This is a genomic window from Vibrio mytili (genome assembly GCF_049563345.1).
GTDB classification, from domain to species: domain Bacteria; phylum Pseudomonadota; class Gammaproteobacteria; order Enterobacterales; family Vibrionaceae; genus Vibrio; species Vibrio mytili.
In genome coordinates, this window is record NZ_CP110481.1 from 1,317,648 (window position 1) to 1,333,967 (window position 16,320).

19 protein-coding genes are annotated in these 16,320 nt (G+C 45.0%); 6 read left to right on the plus strand and 13 right to left on the minus strand.

Annotated features, from left to right (window positions below; all coding sequences use genetic code 11):
• Window positions 1–22 precede the first annotated feature (22 nt).
• Window positions 23–1,018, plus strand: a complete 996-nt coding sequence (btuC, locus tag ONE56_RS06140) for a vitamin B12 ABC transporter permease BtuC (protein ID WP_331439055.1) — start codon at window positions 23–25, stop codon at window positions 1,016–1,018.
• Window positions 1,005–1,772 (plus strand): vitamin B12 ABC transporter ATP-binding protein BtuD, encoded by a 768-nt coding sequence (gene btuD, locus ONE56_RS06145; RefSeq protein ID WP_423840424.1) that lies wholly within the window; start codon window positions 1,005–1,007, stop codon window positions 1,770–1,772. The genes btuC and btuD overlap by 14 nt, the downstream gene beginning before the upstream one ends.
• Window positions 1,773–1,867: 95 nt before the next feature.
• Here the strand turns inward: btuD and ONE56_RS06150 are convergent, their stop codons facing one another.
• The 3 genes from ONE56_RS06150 to ONE56_RS06160 all read right to left on the minus strand — a co-directional run bounded on the left by ONE56_RS06150 (window position 1,868) and on the right by ONE56_RS06160 (window position 4,544).
• Complete coding sequence (locus tag ONE56_RS06150) at window positions 1,868–2,443, minus strand: nucleoside triphosphate pyrophosphohydrolase family protein (protein ID WP_041157067.1); 576 nt, start codon at window positions 2,441–2,443, stop codon at window positions 1,868–1,870.
• Between the two features lie 148 nt (window positions 2,444–2,591).
• Window positions 2,592–3,173, minus strand: coding sequence for a DUF1415 domain-containing protein (locus tag ONE56_RS06155; RefSeq protein WP_423840425.1), 582 nt, complete (start codon window positions 3,171–3,173; stop codon window positions 2,592–2,594).
• A gap of 147 nt (window positions 3,174–3,320) precedes the next feature.
• Window positions 3,321–4,544: an MFS transporter gene (locus ONE56_RS06160; RefSeq protein ID WP_423840426.1), complete on the minus strand. Its 1,224-nt coding sequence runs from the start codon at window positions 4,542–4,544 to the stop codon at window positions 3,321–3,323.
• Between the two features lie 112 nt (window positions 4,545–4,656).
• Between ONE56_RS06160 and ONE56_RS06165 the strand changes: the two genes are divergently transcribed.
• Entirely contained in the window at window positions 4,657–5,526 is an 870-nt protein-coding gene (locus tag ONE56_RS06165; protein ID WP_041157065.1) for a LysR family transcriptional regulator, read from the plus strand.
• 17 nt (window positions 5,527–5,543) lie between these two features.
• Here the strand turns inward: ONE56_RS06165 and ONE56_RS06170 are convergent, their stop codons facing one another.
• Complete coding sequence (locus ONE56_RS06170; RefSeq protein ID WP_041157064.1) at window positions 5,544–5,774, minus strand: glutaredoxin family protein; 231 nt, start codon at window positions 5,772–5,774, stop codon at window positions 5,544–5,546.
• A gap of 118 nt (window positions 5,775–5,892) precedes the next feature.
• On the opposite strand from ONE56_RS06170, the gene ONE56_RS06175 reads away from it, so the two are divergent.
• Complete coding sequence (locus ONE56_RS06175) at window positions 5,893–6,408, plus strand: M48 family metallopeptidase (protein WP_041157063.1); 516 nt, start codon at window positions 5,893–5,895, stop codon at window positions 6,406–6,408.
• Window positions 6,395–7,522 (plus strand): 23S rRNA (adenine(1618)-N(6))-methyltransferase RlmF, encoded by a 1,128-nt coding sequence (rlmF, locus tag ONE56_RS06180; protein WP_423840427.1) that lies wholly within the window; start codon window positions 6,395–6,397, stop codon window positions 7,520–7,522. The genes ONE56_RS06175 and rlmF overlap by 14 nt, the downstream gene beginning before the upstream one ends.
• Window positions 7,523–7,700: 178 nt before the next feature.
• On the opposite strand, the gene ONE56_RS06185 is transcribed toward rlmF, so the two are convergent.
• Together ONE56_RS06185 and ONE56_RS06190 are read right to left on the minus strand one after the other, a co-directional pair.
• Window positions 7,701–8,468 (minus strand): ABC transporter ATP-binding protein, encoded by a 768-nt coding sequence (locus tag ONE56_RS06185; RefSeq protein ID WP_423840428.1) that lies wholly within the window; start codon window positions 8,466–8,468, stop codon window positions 7,701–7,703.
• Window positions 8,469–8,470: 2 nt separating this feature from the next.
• The gene (locus ONE56_RS06190; RefSeq protein WP_423840429.1) at window positions 8,471–9,523 is read right to left on the minus strand and encodes a FecCD family ABC transporter permease; all 1,053 of its coding nucleotides are present in this window, start codon (window positions 9,521–9,523) and stop codon (window positions 8,471–8,473) included.
• A gap of 191 nt (window positions 9,524–9,714) precedes the next feature.
• Here ONE56_RS06190 and ONE56_RS06195 point away from each other — a divergent pair, with 191 nt between their 5' ends.
• Window positions 9,715–10,797 carry an ABC transporter substrate-binding protein gene (locus ONE56_RS06195; protein ID WP_423840430.1) on the plus strand — a complete coding sequence of 361 codons (1,083 nt, stop codon included), beginning with the start codon at window positions 9,715–9,717 and terminating at the stop codon, window positions 10,795–10,797.
• 145 nt (window positions 10,798–10,942) lie between these two features.
• Here the strand turns inward: ONE56_RS06195 and ONE56_RS06200 are convergent, their stop codons facing one another.
• The 7 genes from ONE56_RS06200 to ONE56_RS06230 all read right to left on the minus strand — a co-directional run bounded on the left by ONE56_RS06200 (window position 10,943) and on the right by ONE56_RS06230 (window position 16,314).
• A complete protein-coding gene (locus ONE56_RS06200) occupies window positions 10,943–11,380 on the minus strand; it encodes a hypothetical protein (protein WP_041157058.1) in 438 nt (145 codons plus the stop codon).
• 139 nt (window positions 11,381–11,519) lie between these two features.
• Complete coding sequence (locus ONE56_RS06205; RefSeq protein WP_041157057.1) at window positions 11,520–11,903, minus strand: hypothetical protein; 384 nt, start codon at window positions 11,901–11,903, stop codon at window positions 11,520–11,522.
• A 199-nt stretch (window positions 11,904–12,102) separates the two neighbouring features.
• Entirely contained in the window at window positions 12,103–13,515 is a 1,413-nt protein-coding gene (locus ONE56_RS06210; protein ID WP_423840431.1) for an ATP-binding protein, read from the minus strand.
• Entirely contained in the window at window positions 13,505–14,161 is a 657-nt protein-coding gene (locus ONE56_RS06215; RefSeq protein ID WP_041157055.1) for a response regulator, read from the minus strand. Before ONE56_RS06215 ends, ONE56_RS06210 begins: the two co-directional genes overlap by 11 nt.
• 3 nt (window positions 14,162–14,164) lie before the next feature.
• Complete coding sequence (locus ONE56_RS06220) at window positions 14,165–14,800, minus strand: tetratricopeptide repeat protein (RefSeq protein ID WP_423840432.1); 636 nt, start codon at window positions 14,798–14,800, stop codon at window positions 14,165–14,167.
• Window positions 14,801–14,827: 27 nt separating this feature from the next.
• Window positions 14,828–15,622: an SDR family oxidoreductase gene (locus ONE56_RS06225; RefSeq protein ID WP_041157053.1), complete on the minus strand. Its 795-nt coding sequence runs from the start codon at window positions 15,620–15,622 to the stop codon at window positions 14,828–14,830.
• A gap of 8 nt (window positions 15,623–15,630) precedes the next feature.
• Window positions 15,631–16,314, minus strand: a complete 684-nt coding sequence (locus tag ONE56_RS06230; RefSeq protein ID WP_423840433.1) for a TenA family transcriptional regulator — start codon at window positions 16,312–16,314, stop codon at window positions 15,631–15,633.
• Window positions 16,315–16,320 lie beyond the last annotated feature (6 nt).

Below are 16,320 nucleotides of genomic sequence, written 5' to 3' on the forward strand. Positions count from 1 at the left end.
TCGTTTGTTTTTTCTGGCCATTATGGATTTTCAACAACTTATCCTGAATAAGGAACGTCGCTGGCAACGAAATCTTTTGATTATGTCGGCCGTGCTCATACTGCTCTCTGCTATACATGTGATGGTCGGAGAGATTTTTCTTTCTCCTTTTCAATCTTTATCTTCATTTGAGCACAAGCTGCTGGTGGACCTTCGACTACCAAGATTGCTTTCTGCCGCGATTATCGGCGCCGCGCTTGCTGTTTCTGGTGCGACTTTGCAGGTGTTACTGGGCAATGTCTTAGCTGAACCGGGTGTATTGGGCATTTCTGGTGGTGCCAGCCTGGCTATGGTGCTGGTGATGTTTGCTTCGCCTGCCTTACCCACACCAATCATATTTATGTTGGCCGCGATCGCGGGGGCCATGGTTTTTACCTTCATCTTAGTGGCGATCGCAAGAGCGATGCATCTGACGACAGCACGCTTACTTCTTGTTGGTGTTGCTTTAGGCATTCTCTCGAGTGCGGTGGTGACCTGGGCATTTTACTTCAGTGATGATTTAAGCCTTCGACAACTTATGTATTGGTTGATGGGCAGTATTGGTGGTGCAAGTTGGTATCAACATACGGTCACTTTAGTGATGTTGCCTGTCTTAATATGGCTTTGTTGCAAAGGCAAGCCCCTTGATAAGTTGATGCTTGGAGAAATTCATGCAGCCCAGTTAGGTATTGATGTTCATCAGCTGCGTTGGAAGCTGATTTTGGCCGTTTCTGTTCTGGTCGGAGGCTCAGTTGCGCTTGGAGGGGTGATCAGTTTTGTTGGTTTGGTGGTGCCTCATCTACTTCGTTTGGCGTTTGGTACCGAAAATCGCTATTTATTGCCTCTTTCTGCGATTTCTGGTGCTGCTTTGCTGGTATTTGCGGATATTGGTGCAAGATTATTACTCGACTCTGCTGAGTTACCATTAGGAGTTATGACGACCTCTATTGGTGCCCCGATCTTTATTTGGATGTTGGTAAAGAGCCATGATGCACGTTAAGCACATAGCGGTAGGTAAACGACTTCTGCCACTATCATTCGAATGCGATGAGGGGCAAGTTGTTCATGTCGTTGGTCCCAATGGTTCAGGTAAGAGTACGTTACTTGCGGCTATCTCAGGCACGCTAACGCACCAAGCGAGCGTCAGTGGAGAAGTGTGTGTCAACGGTAATGATTTGCTTCGCCTACCGTTGTCGGAACAAGCACATCAACGAAGTTATTTATGCCAGCAGTCCCGACCCGCATTTAATGTCGATGTCTTTCAATATCTTGCTTTATCGTTACCAAGCGGAGCGGTGATTACTGAGAGTAAGGTTCGAGATGCGGTGAACAAGGTTGTCGAACTTGTGCAATTGCAAGATAAGCTTCATCGCAGTATTCAAACGCTTTCTGGGGGTGAGTGGCAACGTGTTCGTCTCGCCGGGGTGTGCTTACAAGTCTGGCGTACTATTAATCCATACTCAAAGTTATTGGTGTTGGATGAGCCAGCAGCGCCGCTGGATATTGCGCAAGAAGGGCTACTTTACAAGCTGATCAGTGCTGTCGCAGCGCAAGGACTTTGCGTATTAGTGGCGAACCACGATCTCAATCGCACGTTAAAGCATGCTGATAAAGTGCTGCTGTTAAGTAACGGCGTTCTTCATGCCTCTGGTCGCGCCGAAGATGTATTAACAGAAGAAAGGGTTGGAGAGGTGTTTAATACGTCGGTAAGAAAGGTCATTTTAGAAGACAGGCCTTACTTAATCTTTGACTAATACGTTGAGCGTTATCCTTTTATCGGCTATTTGACTATATATAAAAAACGACCTGCTTGAGGTCGTTTTTTTGTTGTCTGCTTACTGCTTAGGGATTATTGCGTCAGTGGCTTTAAATCTGCAGGGCGGTAGTAAACCGATTTTAGTACTTTGCCTTTACGAACTGTTTTGCCTTCGGAAACAAAATCTTCTGCACATTTCGCAATGATGTATTCGCCCTGATGAACGGCCATTAATTTGATGCCTTGATCAGCGTAAAATGCTTCAGTTTCCGTGTATTCCTGCTCATTGCGGCACACTTTGCTCATGTTGCTAGAATGCACTTCATCCCAGCACGGAATAAAGTCGATACCACGGTTAACTGCGACGTTCAGCAAGAGATCGATTAGATAACTGATTGCCAGGTTGTCTTCCACTTTGCTGTTGCCAAGATGAACAAGGCGACCCATCAGTACGTAAACACTATCGATAATTGCATCGGCTTGCTCGGTCTTACAATCCGCTTCTGCTAACTCAGTCAGTTCTTCGATCGCTAAAGACGTGTGTAGTGTATCTGCCTGACTATCTAGGCTCGCTTCGTCTGCGACTGGTAGGTCGAATGTGCTACGGAACTCGGTAATGTCACGGTATAAGTGATCAAAAATCTCTTGGGTTAGCTTTGACAGTTGCATTCTGATATCCATTGAATCGATTGAAGCCGCAATGATAACAAACCGCACTTTAATCCCCAAGCGATCAGGCTCTGACTGCTTATAAATCTGCCTAGTGGGTTTAAAGGGCACGGTTTGGTATGTTTATGTGAACGGCTTTTTAAATAATTTATTTAAATAAATAGGGGAAAAGCTTTTTGCGCTGATCTTCAGTCAAAGAAGAGACGCGCTCTATGTTCGTGTCTGGAATGGATTCTGGATCTGGGTAGTGTTTGAGAACCTTTTCCATACTCTCTTCACGAATCAGATGGAATATCGGAAATGGCGATCGATTCGTCAGGTTTTCATCGTCTTCTGGCTTCGCACCACCAAAACAGTAGTCTGGATGGAATGTCGCCAATTGGAACACGCCTTCCCAATCTTGTTGTTTAATCAAACCTTCAACCCAATCAATAAAAAAGTTGTAGTCCCAGAAATCATCCAGCATGTTAGGTACCACGACTAACGTGGTTTCCAGGTCTTCTGGGTCGGTGTTGCTGAGTTCCATCAACTGCAACAAAATATCTTCCAACAACGCTTCCTCTTGGGTAACTTCGCTGACAAAGATTTTAATTTGGTTATTACGTTGTGGTTTTGCAGCAAAAGGGCAGAGATTCAACCCGATAACGACATCATTGAGCCACTGTTCGACTTGTTGTGTGATTCCCGCTATCTCTTTGTTTTGTGTTTCTGGTGTTGAGCTCGTTGACATACGACGTTTTAAATCATTTTCTAGGTGGCGCAAGCATAGCAGATAGCGATTCAAATAGCCGCAAGAAGCTGATGTTGAGGGTTCGGCTTAGTCTGCAACATTAGCCATGCTGTGAACCCTGCACGCTAAAGTAAGCTAGGGAGTGACCTAACTTCTTTTTAAACTCACAGTGGTTGAACTACCTCTCATGTCATGGGCCTGCGTAATCCGTTTTAAATAAACAATCGCGCTAAACATGGCAATGTATAACGCGCTGCCGCCAATCAAGACCGTTGACCATCCGCCATGTTGCCAGCAATACAGCAGTAAGAATCCACCCAAACTTCCGCCTACATAATAGTGAACAAGGTACAGCGCTGTTGCCGTGGCTTTCGCTGTTGTGGCTTTTTGCCCAACCCAACCGTATGCCAAGGTGTGAGTGAAAAATGCGCCAAAGCTAATCAGTAGCAAACCGAATAACATGGCTGCAATACTTTCGAATGCCGCTATCCACATGCCACTCATGCTGAGAACAGCACCTAAGAACATGCCCAAAATAGATGAGTAACGTTTGCTCCAGTGGCCCGCACAACGTGATGAAAATGTGCCGCCCAAGTAGCAAACAAATATGAGTGACGCTAAACCAACAGGAATGTTATGAGGGTCGCTGACCAGCCTGAATCCCATTACTGAATACAGGTTGACGAATAACGCGAAGTTAAGACCGCCTATTAGCATGGCAAACCACACACGTTGATTTCTGAAGTGGCCGATAATGGCACGGTTTTGTTGGCGCAGACCGCTGGAAGATGGGGTGAAATTGCGCTGTTTTGGCAGCAAATAGTAAACGCAGATGACGCCAATCAGTGTCACGACCATAATGGCTTCTATCGCGATATCGACGCTAAAGTTATCGGCCAATAACCCACCGCTGATTCGACCCGCAATGCCGCCGAGAGAGTTTGCCGCAATGTAGGTTCCTATGGCCATGGAAAACGCATGTTTATCCAGCTCTTCGGCCATGTAGGCAACGGCAACGGCAGCAAATGCGGCCAATGCAATGCCGATCAGGGCACGACAGACCACCAAGAACAGAAAGGAGTCGCCAAATAGCATCAGCAGCGACAATACAGGAATGGAGAAGAGCCCTGCGGTCATCATGGGTTTTCGTCCGACAGACTCCGACAATACGGCCAACGGTACGAGGCTAAAAGAAAGCGCTAAAGTAGAAGACGCAAATAGCCAATTCACTTGTGTTTCTGAAATCGTAAACAGCTCGGCGAAGGTCGGCAGCATCGGCTGAAACAGATATAAGTTGGAGAATACTAAAAACGAACCCAGCGCGAGCGCCAGTGTGATTCGTTTGTATTCTGGAGTACCGAAGGTGACCATGTTTCCTGCCTGTCGCGTGAGCGCAAATGTATCGAAAGTGTGATCAATTTATCAGCTGAAAGTAAATAAAAAAAATATATTAAAAATATGGAAACCATATATATATGATCTAGTGGAATCGAAACAACTCAAACACTTTCTCGCTGTTGCAGAACACGGCAATATTACTCATGCCGCCAAGGCTTTGAATATTGCTCAGCCAGCGTTGAGCATCTCTATTAAAAAGTTCGAGCAATCATTGGGGGTCACTCTGTTTCGTCGTGACGATAAGAAAATTAGTCTGACTCAAGAGGGTGAAATACTGCTCGTGCACGCTAGGCGTGTAATTCAGCAGTTACATGACGCTCAACTTGCGATTGATGAACTTAAAGGTCTGGCGAAAGGTGAGGTAAGACTGGGGACGCCGTCAATGATGGGAAGCTACTTTTTCCCACGTATTGTCATGGCCTTTAAGAGCCAGTTCCCCGATCTGAAGTTAACATTGGTTGAAGCCGGGACTCAATCCATCAGGCGTATGCTACTCAATGGACAACTCGATATTGGCGTGATCAGTTGTGATAATGTTCCTGACGATCTTGAAACCGACCATTTATTTACCAGCCAAATGGTCGCGGTGGTTGCGCCGGAGCATGATCTTGCCGAGCGTCAGTCACTATCGTTTAACGAGTTTTTTGAACATGAACTGGTGATGTTTCAACATGGTTATTTCCACCGAGAGTTTCTCGATCACGTCAGTGAAGAACATGGCTTTACCATGAAGTCTTCATTTGAAACTAACTTATTGCCGTTGATATTGAGTATCGTAAAACAAGAATTTGCTATTACTGCATTATTAGAACTGGTGACGCAGAATGAGCAAGGCGTAGTCGGTATCCCTTTTGATCCGCCTGTCACGCTCGATCTCGCGTTGGCATGGCGGAAACAAGGGTATTTATCGATTGCCGATAGAACGTTTATTGATTTTATTAAGCGGTACTTGTAGCCCACTTTGAAAGGGCGCTAATCACCTTTGTACATTTTCTCAAAGTTTTTTGGATTCCAACCGATCATCACGCTATCACCAATCTTCAACACTGGTAATGAACGGGCTCCCAGCGCATCTAGCTCTTTACGACCGCGTTGCATTTTGGCATTACACAGACGGTAAGTAATATTTTTAGAGTCAAGATAACGTTGAGCATCTTTGCAATGGGGGCATTTGTCTTTAATGTAAAGAACGACACGTTTCATGGAGTTTCTCTCAATTATCTTTGGGATGCGAAGTGTAACCAAAGCAATGACGAGATGAAAGTCTTAGGACTCTCAGGTATATTGAGCGCCTTTCTATTGTCATAGCAGACTTTACATCATGCATCCGTCACTTCGATACATTCAGGGGTATCCTCCGCATATTGTCGAGCAAGTTAGCTCATTGGTCGATAAGGGTACGCTCATTCCTTGGTTCGAAAAACGCTACCCAGAACGCCATCAAATCAAGAGTGAGAAAGCGCTCTACGAATACGCTATGGGGATCAAAAATCGCTACATGAAGAAAGCCGCACCGATCAGCAAAGTGGTCTACGATAAGAAGATTCACTTGATCAATAACGCGCTAGGGTTGCATAGCGTGATCAGCCGTAATCATGGCGGAAAGCTTAAATCGAAAAATGAAATTCGTATTGCGAACGTGTTTAAAGATGCGCCAGAGCCATTGTTGCGAATGCTGGTGGTTCATGAGTTGGCGCATACCCGTGAGAAAAACCACGATAAAGCGTTCTATCAACTCTGCTGCTATATGGAACCTGAATACCATCAGTTAGAGTTTGATGCACGTCTGTTTATGATTTACCTCGATTTAAAAGCGAACTCGAATGAAGAACAATAACCATACCGCTAAGCCAAAAAAGTCTAGAAAACCTGCACCATCAAAGCAGGAAAATAAAGGCGCTAAAGAAGAAAAGCGAGTTAAAAACAAGCCCTCAGGCAAAGCAAAATCACCCGCAGAAAAAAGCGATGTGGACTTTATAAAAATTGCCAAAAGCGGATTGCATGAGCGTAACCCGCATCGTGGTCGTTACGACTTTAAAAAGCTGACCGCGAGTGAGCCTCGGTTAAAATCCTTTGTCATTAAGAACCCAAAAGAGGAAGACTCGATCAGCTTCTCCGATCCAAAAGCGGTAAAAATGCTCAATAAAGCATTGCTAACGGCTTATTACGATATCGATTTTTGGGATATCCCTGAGCACTATTTATGCCCACCAATCCCAGGGCGTGCTGATTACATTCACCGTGTCGCTGAGCTGCTAGATGGTGAACAAAAAGGTAAATATCCACATCATGAAGTGCGTGCATTGGACATTGGCGTCGGCGCGAACTGCATTTATCCAATTGTCGGTGTTACTGAGTACGGGTGGCACTATACCGGCAGTGATGTTGATGCTAAATCGATCCAGTCAGCTCAAGCAATTGTTGATCGAAATGCCGCTTTATCTGGTCGGATTGAACTGATCAAGCAGGTGAACCAAAGCAATATTTATCGCGGTGTTATTCGCTCTGGTGAGCGTTACGATGTCACTACTTGTAACCCTCCGTTTCATCGTTCAGCACAAGAAGCCGCGATGGGCAGCCAACGCAAAGTGGACAACTTAAAAGCCAATCAGCGTAAAAAAGGCGTGAAGCCAACAAGTGCAGACCCGGTTAAGCCAACGCTGAATTTCGGTGGTCAAAATGCCGAACTTTGGTGTGAGGGTGGGGAAGCTGCATTTATCCGTAAAATGGCCAATGAAAGCCAGGCATTCAGCGCTCAAGTGCTTTGGTTTACGACCCTAATTTCTAAGAAAGACAATGTACGCCCTATGCGCAAACAATTGGAAAAATTGGGTGTGAAATCAATCCGAGTTGTCGAAATGAGCCAAGGACAAAAAATCAGTCGATTCATTGCTTGGTCGTACATGGACAAAGAACAAAGAAAGGTATGGCGGTCTCTGAGCTCGCATTAAACCAATCAATAGAGATTCATTCCCGCTTACTAAAATGCTCATTCACTCCGGATCAATGTTATCGAGCCAAAGTGATTGAGCATTGTTATTGCGTGTTGTGTTATTGAGCTGTGAGAATCAATGAGGTGTGAGCCCCGATGGACTGCATTTCGGCAAAGCGTTTTCTTTGCAGTACTTTTTAACTGGCCTTCATGGTACGAACGAAGGGCACGCCATTATCATCATGATGGACGCTTGCTTCCACTTGATAGATATCTTTGACTAACTCAGTGGTCAACACGTCTTTTGGCGATCCTACACAGATTAGCTCACCTTGTTTGATAACTAATAGGTTATCGGCGTATTGAGCCGCGAGATTGAGGTCATGGAGTACCATCACACTCACGTAGTTCTGCTCGCGCGTTTGAGTGACAAGATGGTCGAGCAAAACATGCTGGTGATGGAGGTCCAGCGCACTGACGGGTTCATCAAGCAACATGATTTGCGGATTACGCATAATGGCTTGAGCGAACAAGATCATCTGGCGCTGACCACCACTCAGGGAACTGACGTCACGGTTCGCTAAGTGCGCCATGCCGATGCTGTTCAATATGTGCAAGCCTTCAGCCAGTAATTGGTCATCGATCCGCAAACTCAAGCAGTCTAAGCGCCCCATCAATACCACTTCAATTACACTCAGACTCACTTGCAGGCCAATATCTTGTGGCATGTAGCCAAATTTGGCTCGCCATGAGGACAGCGACGTTGTATCGAATTTGTCGTCGTAATGAGAAATGGAACCACTTTTTAGAGTTACATCACCAAAAATGGCTTTAAGCAACGTGCTTTTACCTGCGCCATTTGGACCCAACACCGCGGTCACCTGACCCGGCTCAAGCGTGAAGTTAAAGTTGTTCGCGAGAGTTAATGACTCAATCTGAATATTGACGTTTTTTGCTGTTAACATGATTAACCTCGCTTCGCCAAGATTAACCAAAAGAAGAAGGGCACACCGATAATCGCGGTAACGATACCGATAGGAAACAGCGCACCCGGCACGATAATCTTAGACAGTACAGACGCGCCCGATAGCAAGAAAGCGCCAATTAAGAAAGAGAGTGGCAGGAAGAATCGCTGATCTTCACCGACCATCGACTTGGCCATGTTTGGCGCAACGATACCTACAAAACCGATGATGCCCACAAAGCTGGTGACCGTAGCGGTGATCACCGCGACGATAAATAGTGTTTTGAGACGTAAGCGAGTGATATTGACACCCACACTTTTAGCTCGCTCTTCACCAAGACGGAGAGCGGTGAGTTTCCAAGCATCTTTCAGTAATAAAAGCCCACCAAGTAGCACAACACCAGTGGTAATCGCGACGGTATTCCACGTTGCTTTGGTTAAACTACCAAACAGCCAAAAGAGTATCTGCTGGCTAAGCTCAGGTGAAGAGACGAACTGAACCAGAGACAGCAAGGATTGGAACAAGAAGAGCAGGGCAATACCAGCCAGAATCAATTGGCCCGAGCTAATGTGACGAGCTGATGCTAATGAGAACAGAAAACAGGCGGATAACATACAACATAGGAATGCCCCTATCGGTACAGCATAATTGCTGCTCAAACCAAAAGAGCCCATGTATAGCGTGATGGCAGCACCAAAACCAGCCGCTGCCGCCATCCCCAACGTATACGGACTTGCCATGGTGTTATTGAGTAAGGTTTGCATCTCTGCACCACCCATGCCAAGGGCACCACCAACAACAATAGCCATGATGGCGATGGGTAATCGTAGCTCGGTGACGATGATCTGTGTTGAGGGCTCAACGTGGAATGGCAAACCGAGAAATTCAAAAATAGAGTGCAGGACTTTGGTCGCATCAAGCAAAGAGGGACCCGTCATAATGTCCAATACGAAGGTGGCGAAAATCAGTGTGCTAAAAGCACCAATAACCATAAATCGACGTTTTTCGCTCTTGCGCTGTTGTTGGATGAGTTGTTCTAAATCTACAGATTGCACGAATTACTACCTAGTTAGTGTCAGCTTAGACTCCTAAACGGTCTATAGAAGAAACCACAGTACCTGTTGGGAGATGCCGATACTACCACTAATGATAGTTAGTTGCATTATCATTAGTAAAAGAATTATGATACGCGAAGCGAAGGCGGACGCGGAACGCCAGACTGATATAATAAAAAGGAATCTTGTTGATGTTGAAACATTTATTGGCGCTTGCAGCGGTGTGTGTGAGCACGATGGCATTTGCCGAACAAACGACGGTTACTGATGTGTTGGGACGAGAGGTAACATTTGACGCTCCTGCAAAAAGAGTCGTGGTTGGATTTTACCCAGAAGACTACATGGCAATTGGTACGGAAGCGGCTTATGACAACGTTGTAGGTATGTCAAAGTATATCTGGCAGGCTCGTACAGCAAGTTGGCAAGCGTATGTAGCGCATCGCCCATCGCTTGATGAGATTCCAGAAATTGGTCGTGTAGACACCAATGCGTTTTCTGTCGAGAAGGTAATAAGCCTGAACCCAGACGTTGTCATGCTAGCGGATTGGCAGTTTAAAGCCTTGGCATCTGAGGTTGAACGCATGCAGAGTGCTGGTATCGCCGTTGTTGTAGTCGATTACAACGCACAAACTGTCGAACGCCATGTCCAAAGTACTAAACTGATTGGTGAAATCACAGGTCAGCAAGCGCGTGCAAAAACCATCGCAAATGAATACCAACAAAATGTCGACATGATCAGTCAACGTTTAGCAAAAGCGAATTTAGATAAACCCAAAGTATATACCGAATATGGTGCTTCAGGTGTTGGTGAAGTTGGTTATACCTTTGGTAAGAATATGTGGGGTGCGATAGCAACAATGGCGGGTGGTGAGAATATTTCCGCGCCGTTCGTTGAATGGTGGGGTAAGTTAAACCCAGAGCAGATCATCGTTGCAAACCCAGATGTGATTGTCATTACTGGCTATGAATCAGGTGGTAGTGATGACGCAATGATAATGGGGGAAGGTATCGACGAAGCTTTAGCGAAAGAAAGATTAGCAGGCTTTAAAAATCGTATCGGCTGGTCTTCAATTTCTGCAGTCAAAAATAATCGTATGTATGGAGCATACCACGGTGCTTGCCGAACGATTATCGATGGCGCATTGATCCAATTTTATGCCAAGATCATGTATCCAGAGGTGTTTAGTGATCTCAACCCCAAAGCGGCCTACGATAGTTTTTATGAAAAGTACCTGCCAGTAAAACCGGTTGGTACCTTTATGACTGAGCTTTAGCTTCATGTCATAGCTTCATGTCATAGTTTCAAGCCTTATCGGCGAGGTTAGTCTAGTGTGATTACCTTTGGCGATAAGGCTTGTTTAATAATGCCACGTTAAGCCTTTTTAATTTTATATCATTCAGTAACTTAACGTTATCCAGTCAAAACGTATTCATCGGAATACCGGCCACTTCAAATCGCGCCATTACGGGTCTTTCACTTTCCTGATACCAGCTTGCTGGCATATTTGGTTTGAGCTTCGCTTGATCGCTCTTGCTGATCACTACGTAGTGCAAAAACTCGTTCAGTGTTTGCTCCATAGCATGAAACGACATATCTCCATCTTTACTTAACGCTTTTAATAAACCGACGACGGTTTCTTCGGGAATCAATGGCTCTATCACGCAGTGCTTACGAGTTTGGATTGTCTTCGAAGCTGGTAGCTCGTTGCGGGCGGACTCCCAACATGGTTTGTTCGTCTTACTGACATGGTTGTATTTGTAGCAGTAAAAGCTAAACAGGAAGCGTGCAATACTGTGCCAGCGTTCCGCTTGTACTTCTAACCAGATATGTTGAAGTTCGATGTCAGCGTCGGTCATAATATTATCGGTAGGTAAGGAAACGATGAGAGCAGATTATACCTGTCCAACATCGGCTTTATGAATGATATTTTTCTTTTCGTTTATCCAAAATAAAAGGAGCTCACAGAGCTCCTTTTAAAACGATGTTTAGAAAACATTAGATTCGCGACGCATCATAGCCTGAAGCAAGCAGCAATTCACGTTCACGTTTAATCAATTGAGCACGATCTTCGATCAACTCATTTAGTGCTTTCGAAGGCTTACCCGCTATCGATTTAAATGCCTCAAACGAGTCTGCTTGGCTGATTTCATCGATCATGCTGCTGATAACATTACGAGCTTCACAAGGATTATCTTCGGTTTTGAAGTATTCGACTTGTTGTGCGGCTGCTTTCATTTCTGTAAGTAGCTCAAGTGGACTGCTGTCTTTTGCCACCGCCATGTAGTTATCCAGCACTCGTTTTGCGTACAAAAGCTCTGTTAGTGGGATATCACGCCCGCTCTCAATTAGGGACTCACTAAGGATCATACTTGCGCTCATTGCCATTCCTTTACTTATCGTCTAAGCAGATATTCATATTAATGTGAGTCTAATTTATTGAAGTCTCAATGGGAATGGCTACGAACTGATTCACCGATGATTTTTTCCAATAACTGTGTGAATGCTCGTATATTGTTCTCACGGCTTAAAGGGGCTTGATATTCAGATGTGATAAGTCCGTTCACTCCGCCACCTGAAGCTAGGTAAGAGGAAAGGTGATCACAAACTTGTTTACGCCATTTTGATGAGGCGCTATTTCAATCGTTGCACCATGTAACGTTGCGATGTCCTTGCATATTGACATCCCTAAACCCGCACCGTCACCTTTCTCTGTATGCCCCCGGTAGAATTGCTCGAAAATTCTTTCACGAGTTTCTTTTGGTATCTCAGGACCAGTGTCTGAAACGAACACTTTGAGTACTTTTCCTTCATTGATTGCACTGACTTCGATTTCGCTATCGGACCCCGAGTATCGAATCGCATTGTCGATCAGGTTTCGGAACAACACTTCTAGCAGAATTCTGTCACCAAGCAACTGCGCTTGGAAAGGTTGTAAGCTAATTTCTTGACCATTACGTAACGCCAACGGGGCTAAATCGGCAATCACGGTTTGCAAAAGCGCTTCCAGCTTGATGTTTTGTACCGTTTGTTCCGACATACTCTCGACTTTGGCTAAGGTAAGCAGCTGTTGAATTAACCTATCCGTTCTATCAATGCCTTGTAATATGTTTTCCAAATCGCGTTTCAGTTGCTCTGGTTCGTGACTTTGGAGTGCATTTTCTGCGTTGAGCCGTAATATTGTTAGGGGAGTTTTAAGCTCGTGTGCCGCTGCACGGGTAAATCGTTTTTCTCGTTGCCAAGCGGATTCTAACTCAGAAAGTAATGAGTTCAATGCATCAACCAATGGCGCCAGTTCGGTTGTGTTGTCAGTCACATGAATGCGCTCAAGATGATGAACATTGCGTTGAGAGATAGCCGTTCGTAAAGCGTTTATAGGGCGGAAATATCGATTGATCAGCCAAAATAGTAAAAGTAGTAAAGTCGGCAACAAAATGATTTGTTCAACGAGTGTCGACAACGCAATTTCATTGATGATTTCTTGTCTTATCTCCTGCTTTTCAGCTACTACGATGTACTCATTTTCGTAGTTAGTATTTGGAAACGCGAGTTGAAATGTTCGCCACTGAACGTCGTCCCGATTAATATCTAAATAGCCGGAGCGGTCGGCGGATGAAGACAAAGATGGCAATTCTGGATCGGAGCTCCATAACAGCACATTGTTACGATAAAACTGGAAAATGATATTTTGTTCGTAAGGGTGTCCGAATTCGGTCGCTTTGTCATCACTACCATTAGATAACTTTTGAATGTTATGTATCCAGCTTTCGAACTGCTTTTTATGCTGAGAGAGTCTGTTTTGCTCCGATGAGATAGAAAGCGTTAGCAGCATAAGTTTTGCCGATTGGCCAAGCCTAGCGTCGTAGACTTCCTCGACTTCATGTTTTGCAGATTGAAAACTGAAGTACAATGAAACGATCAATAGCGTACTAACCAGCAAGCCAACAGACAGTGTCAGTTGACGTTTAATGGAGTAGGGCTTGTTACTTTTCAAGAATGTACCCCACACCCCGTATGTTTTTGATTTCGATGTTTGGGACTTTTTTGCGCAGGTTGTGAATGTGAACTTCTATGGCGTTGTCGCTTGCCCCTTCGTCCCAACCGTGGAGAGATTGTTGCAACTGATCCTTACTCTGAACTCGACCAGCGTTGGTGATCAAACTTGTTAGTATTTTGAATTCATTTCGGGTGAGTTTGAGCGGTGTATCTCCGTATCTGATAGTTTGTTCAGATAGAGATAACGACAACAGCCCAACTTGGATGATCTCATCAGCGCTACCAGATAGTCGGCGGATGATTACTCTAAGCCTTGCGAGAAGTTCTTCTAACGCAAAGGGCTTCCCTAAGTAATCATCGGCACCGCCATCAAGACCTTGCACACGATCGCGTATATCATCTCTTGCAGTAAGTATCATTACCGGTAGCTTAAAGCCGTTCTTACGGATGTTACGCAAGACGTCTAACCCGTCAATATCGGGTAAGGTCAGATCTAAAATGACTGCTGTAAAAGCTTCTGCTTTTAGTGCACTAGTCACACCAGCTCCTTTCTCAAGCCAGTCTACAGTGTAACCATGGCGACTAAGCGAAGTCACCATGGATTGACCGAGGAGTTTGTCGTCTTCTACCAGTAATAAACGCATAGATTATTTTATTTTTCCTAGTGTTGTTTCGATTTCCGATCTCCGTCCTTTATCGGCTAAAGGGCGATCAGGTCGTGGGGACGCTTGCATTGCACGAGTGAGGTACAATTTTGCTTCGTCATATCGGCCTTCTTCTGCTAGATAATCACCATAAAAATAGTTTGGATCGATGCCGTTAGGGTTGATCTCTAACGCTTTTTTTAACATTTGTTCGGCTTTGTCATCATCTCCAAAACCGATTGGCCATCCTGGGACTTTATAATATAGGGATCCCAAGCTTGTGTACGCCGAGCCTTCGAGTGTTTTTGGTGATGTTTCAATCACTTTTTCTAGCAGGGCTTTTGATTCTTTAACTAACGATAATGCACCTAAACCGCCTTGTGCGCCAGCAAGAGATGCTTTATTGATGGCAAGCCAAACGGTGAGCTCTGGATTGTTGGGCTCTCTGTCCAGGTAAATACTGGTTTTTGCGATAGCGCGATGAAAGCATTGCTCTTGCTCATCGCCACTAGGCGTGTTGTATTGACACTCTGCCCACTTTTTTTGTACATCATGAAGTGGTGTATCGGCCGCGAATGTATGGGTTGATGCCAACGTTGAGCATAGGGTTATCGTGTAACATAGCGTTTTAATGTTCATCGTTCGTGTCCTTTTGTCATCAATGCGTTAGTGATGTACGCGATTGACATATTGCTGAATGGTGTCTTGCTGTTTTCTGATCGCAGAAGAAACCACACTGGGTAGCAGTTGATTGATGCGCGCAAACAGTTTTTCTGGCCAACCAATCCACTTCGCTGAAATTTCTTTTTCCAACATAGTGACAACATGTTCAGCGACGACTTGTGGCATATCCATCTTGTTTCCTAGTTGTTGGTTCATTTCGTTGACACTATTGCTGTTTAATGACGTTTTTGTCGCTCTTGGCGCTAAATAGAGAGCGCGAATGCCCGTAGCAAACAGCTCTCGGTCTAATGCTTCAGTAAATCGATGCAGTCCTGCTTTAGCTGCGCAATAGGACGTATAGCCCGGGTAGCCGATGGATCCGAATGTTGACCCAATATTAAGGATGATACCTGGCTGCTTTAACCAACTTAGAGCAGATTTGCACAACAGCATTGGTGCAAGAAGGTTTAGTTGGATATCCGCTTCAATCTGTGCGCTGTTTTTATGGCTCAATAGCGAGAAATCGTTACAGCCCGCGTTGTTGATAATGGCATCCACTTTGTTCACTTGCTTAGCTCGATTGTTAATCTCGCTTCGGCCTTCTATTGTCGTAACATCGGCAACCAACACGTCGTGAACCTCTTGGTTTGGTAGTGATGATTTGAGCGTGAAGAGCGTTTCTTCATGTCGTCCGACGAGGATTAACTGTGCGCCTCTACTCGCGAGTTCTGTTGCAATGGCCTGGCCAATGCCACCCGTTGCGCCAGTGAGTAAAATGCGACTGTTTTCAATCTGCATGGTTCACCTCACGCGGCTTGCTGCTTGGAATAAGATGGCAACTCTCTTAGCATCTGCTCGTAGAGAGAAAACACCATATTGGCGGAATCAATGATCACTTGCTGATCGAGTGGGTCAGTTATTTTGTTCATTAATGACTCAAAAAACTTCAGGTGGTCTTGATCTAATACGCTGTGTGAAACGAGATACGTCATTGCTGAAGGTGGTAAGTTGAGTGTCGATTGGATTTTTTCTGCCATTTGTCCTCCAATACCTACGCTGGTTCCTTCCAATACCCACACCATGCCAAACAATGCCAACGGGTTGTGGCGATCAATATTGTGATACAGATAAGACACCATCAGTTCAATTGCTTGCCCGACACGACCATCTCCCTGATTGTGGCGAACGGCATCAGCATCACCACCACATGCTTCAATGTCATTGAGAATCCACTCTTGATGACCTTTTTCTTCCTCGATGTATTCTGCAATTGCGCTGCGAACCCACTCATATTCTGCAGATAAACGACCACCACAAGCCATGAGAAGAGGAACGGTATGCTTAACGTGATGATAAGCCTGGGTCAGAAATGCGATGTACATTGGTTTAGATATGTGGCCTTGTTGTACTTCCGCAATCACAGGCGCCGTGAGCATTGAGTGTTGAGCGGCAGAAGTCTGTTGTTTGAGTTGTTCAAAAAAAAGGGTCATAACCTT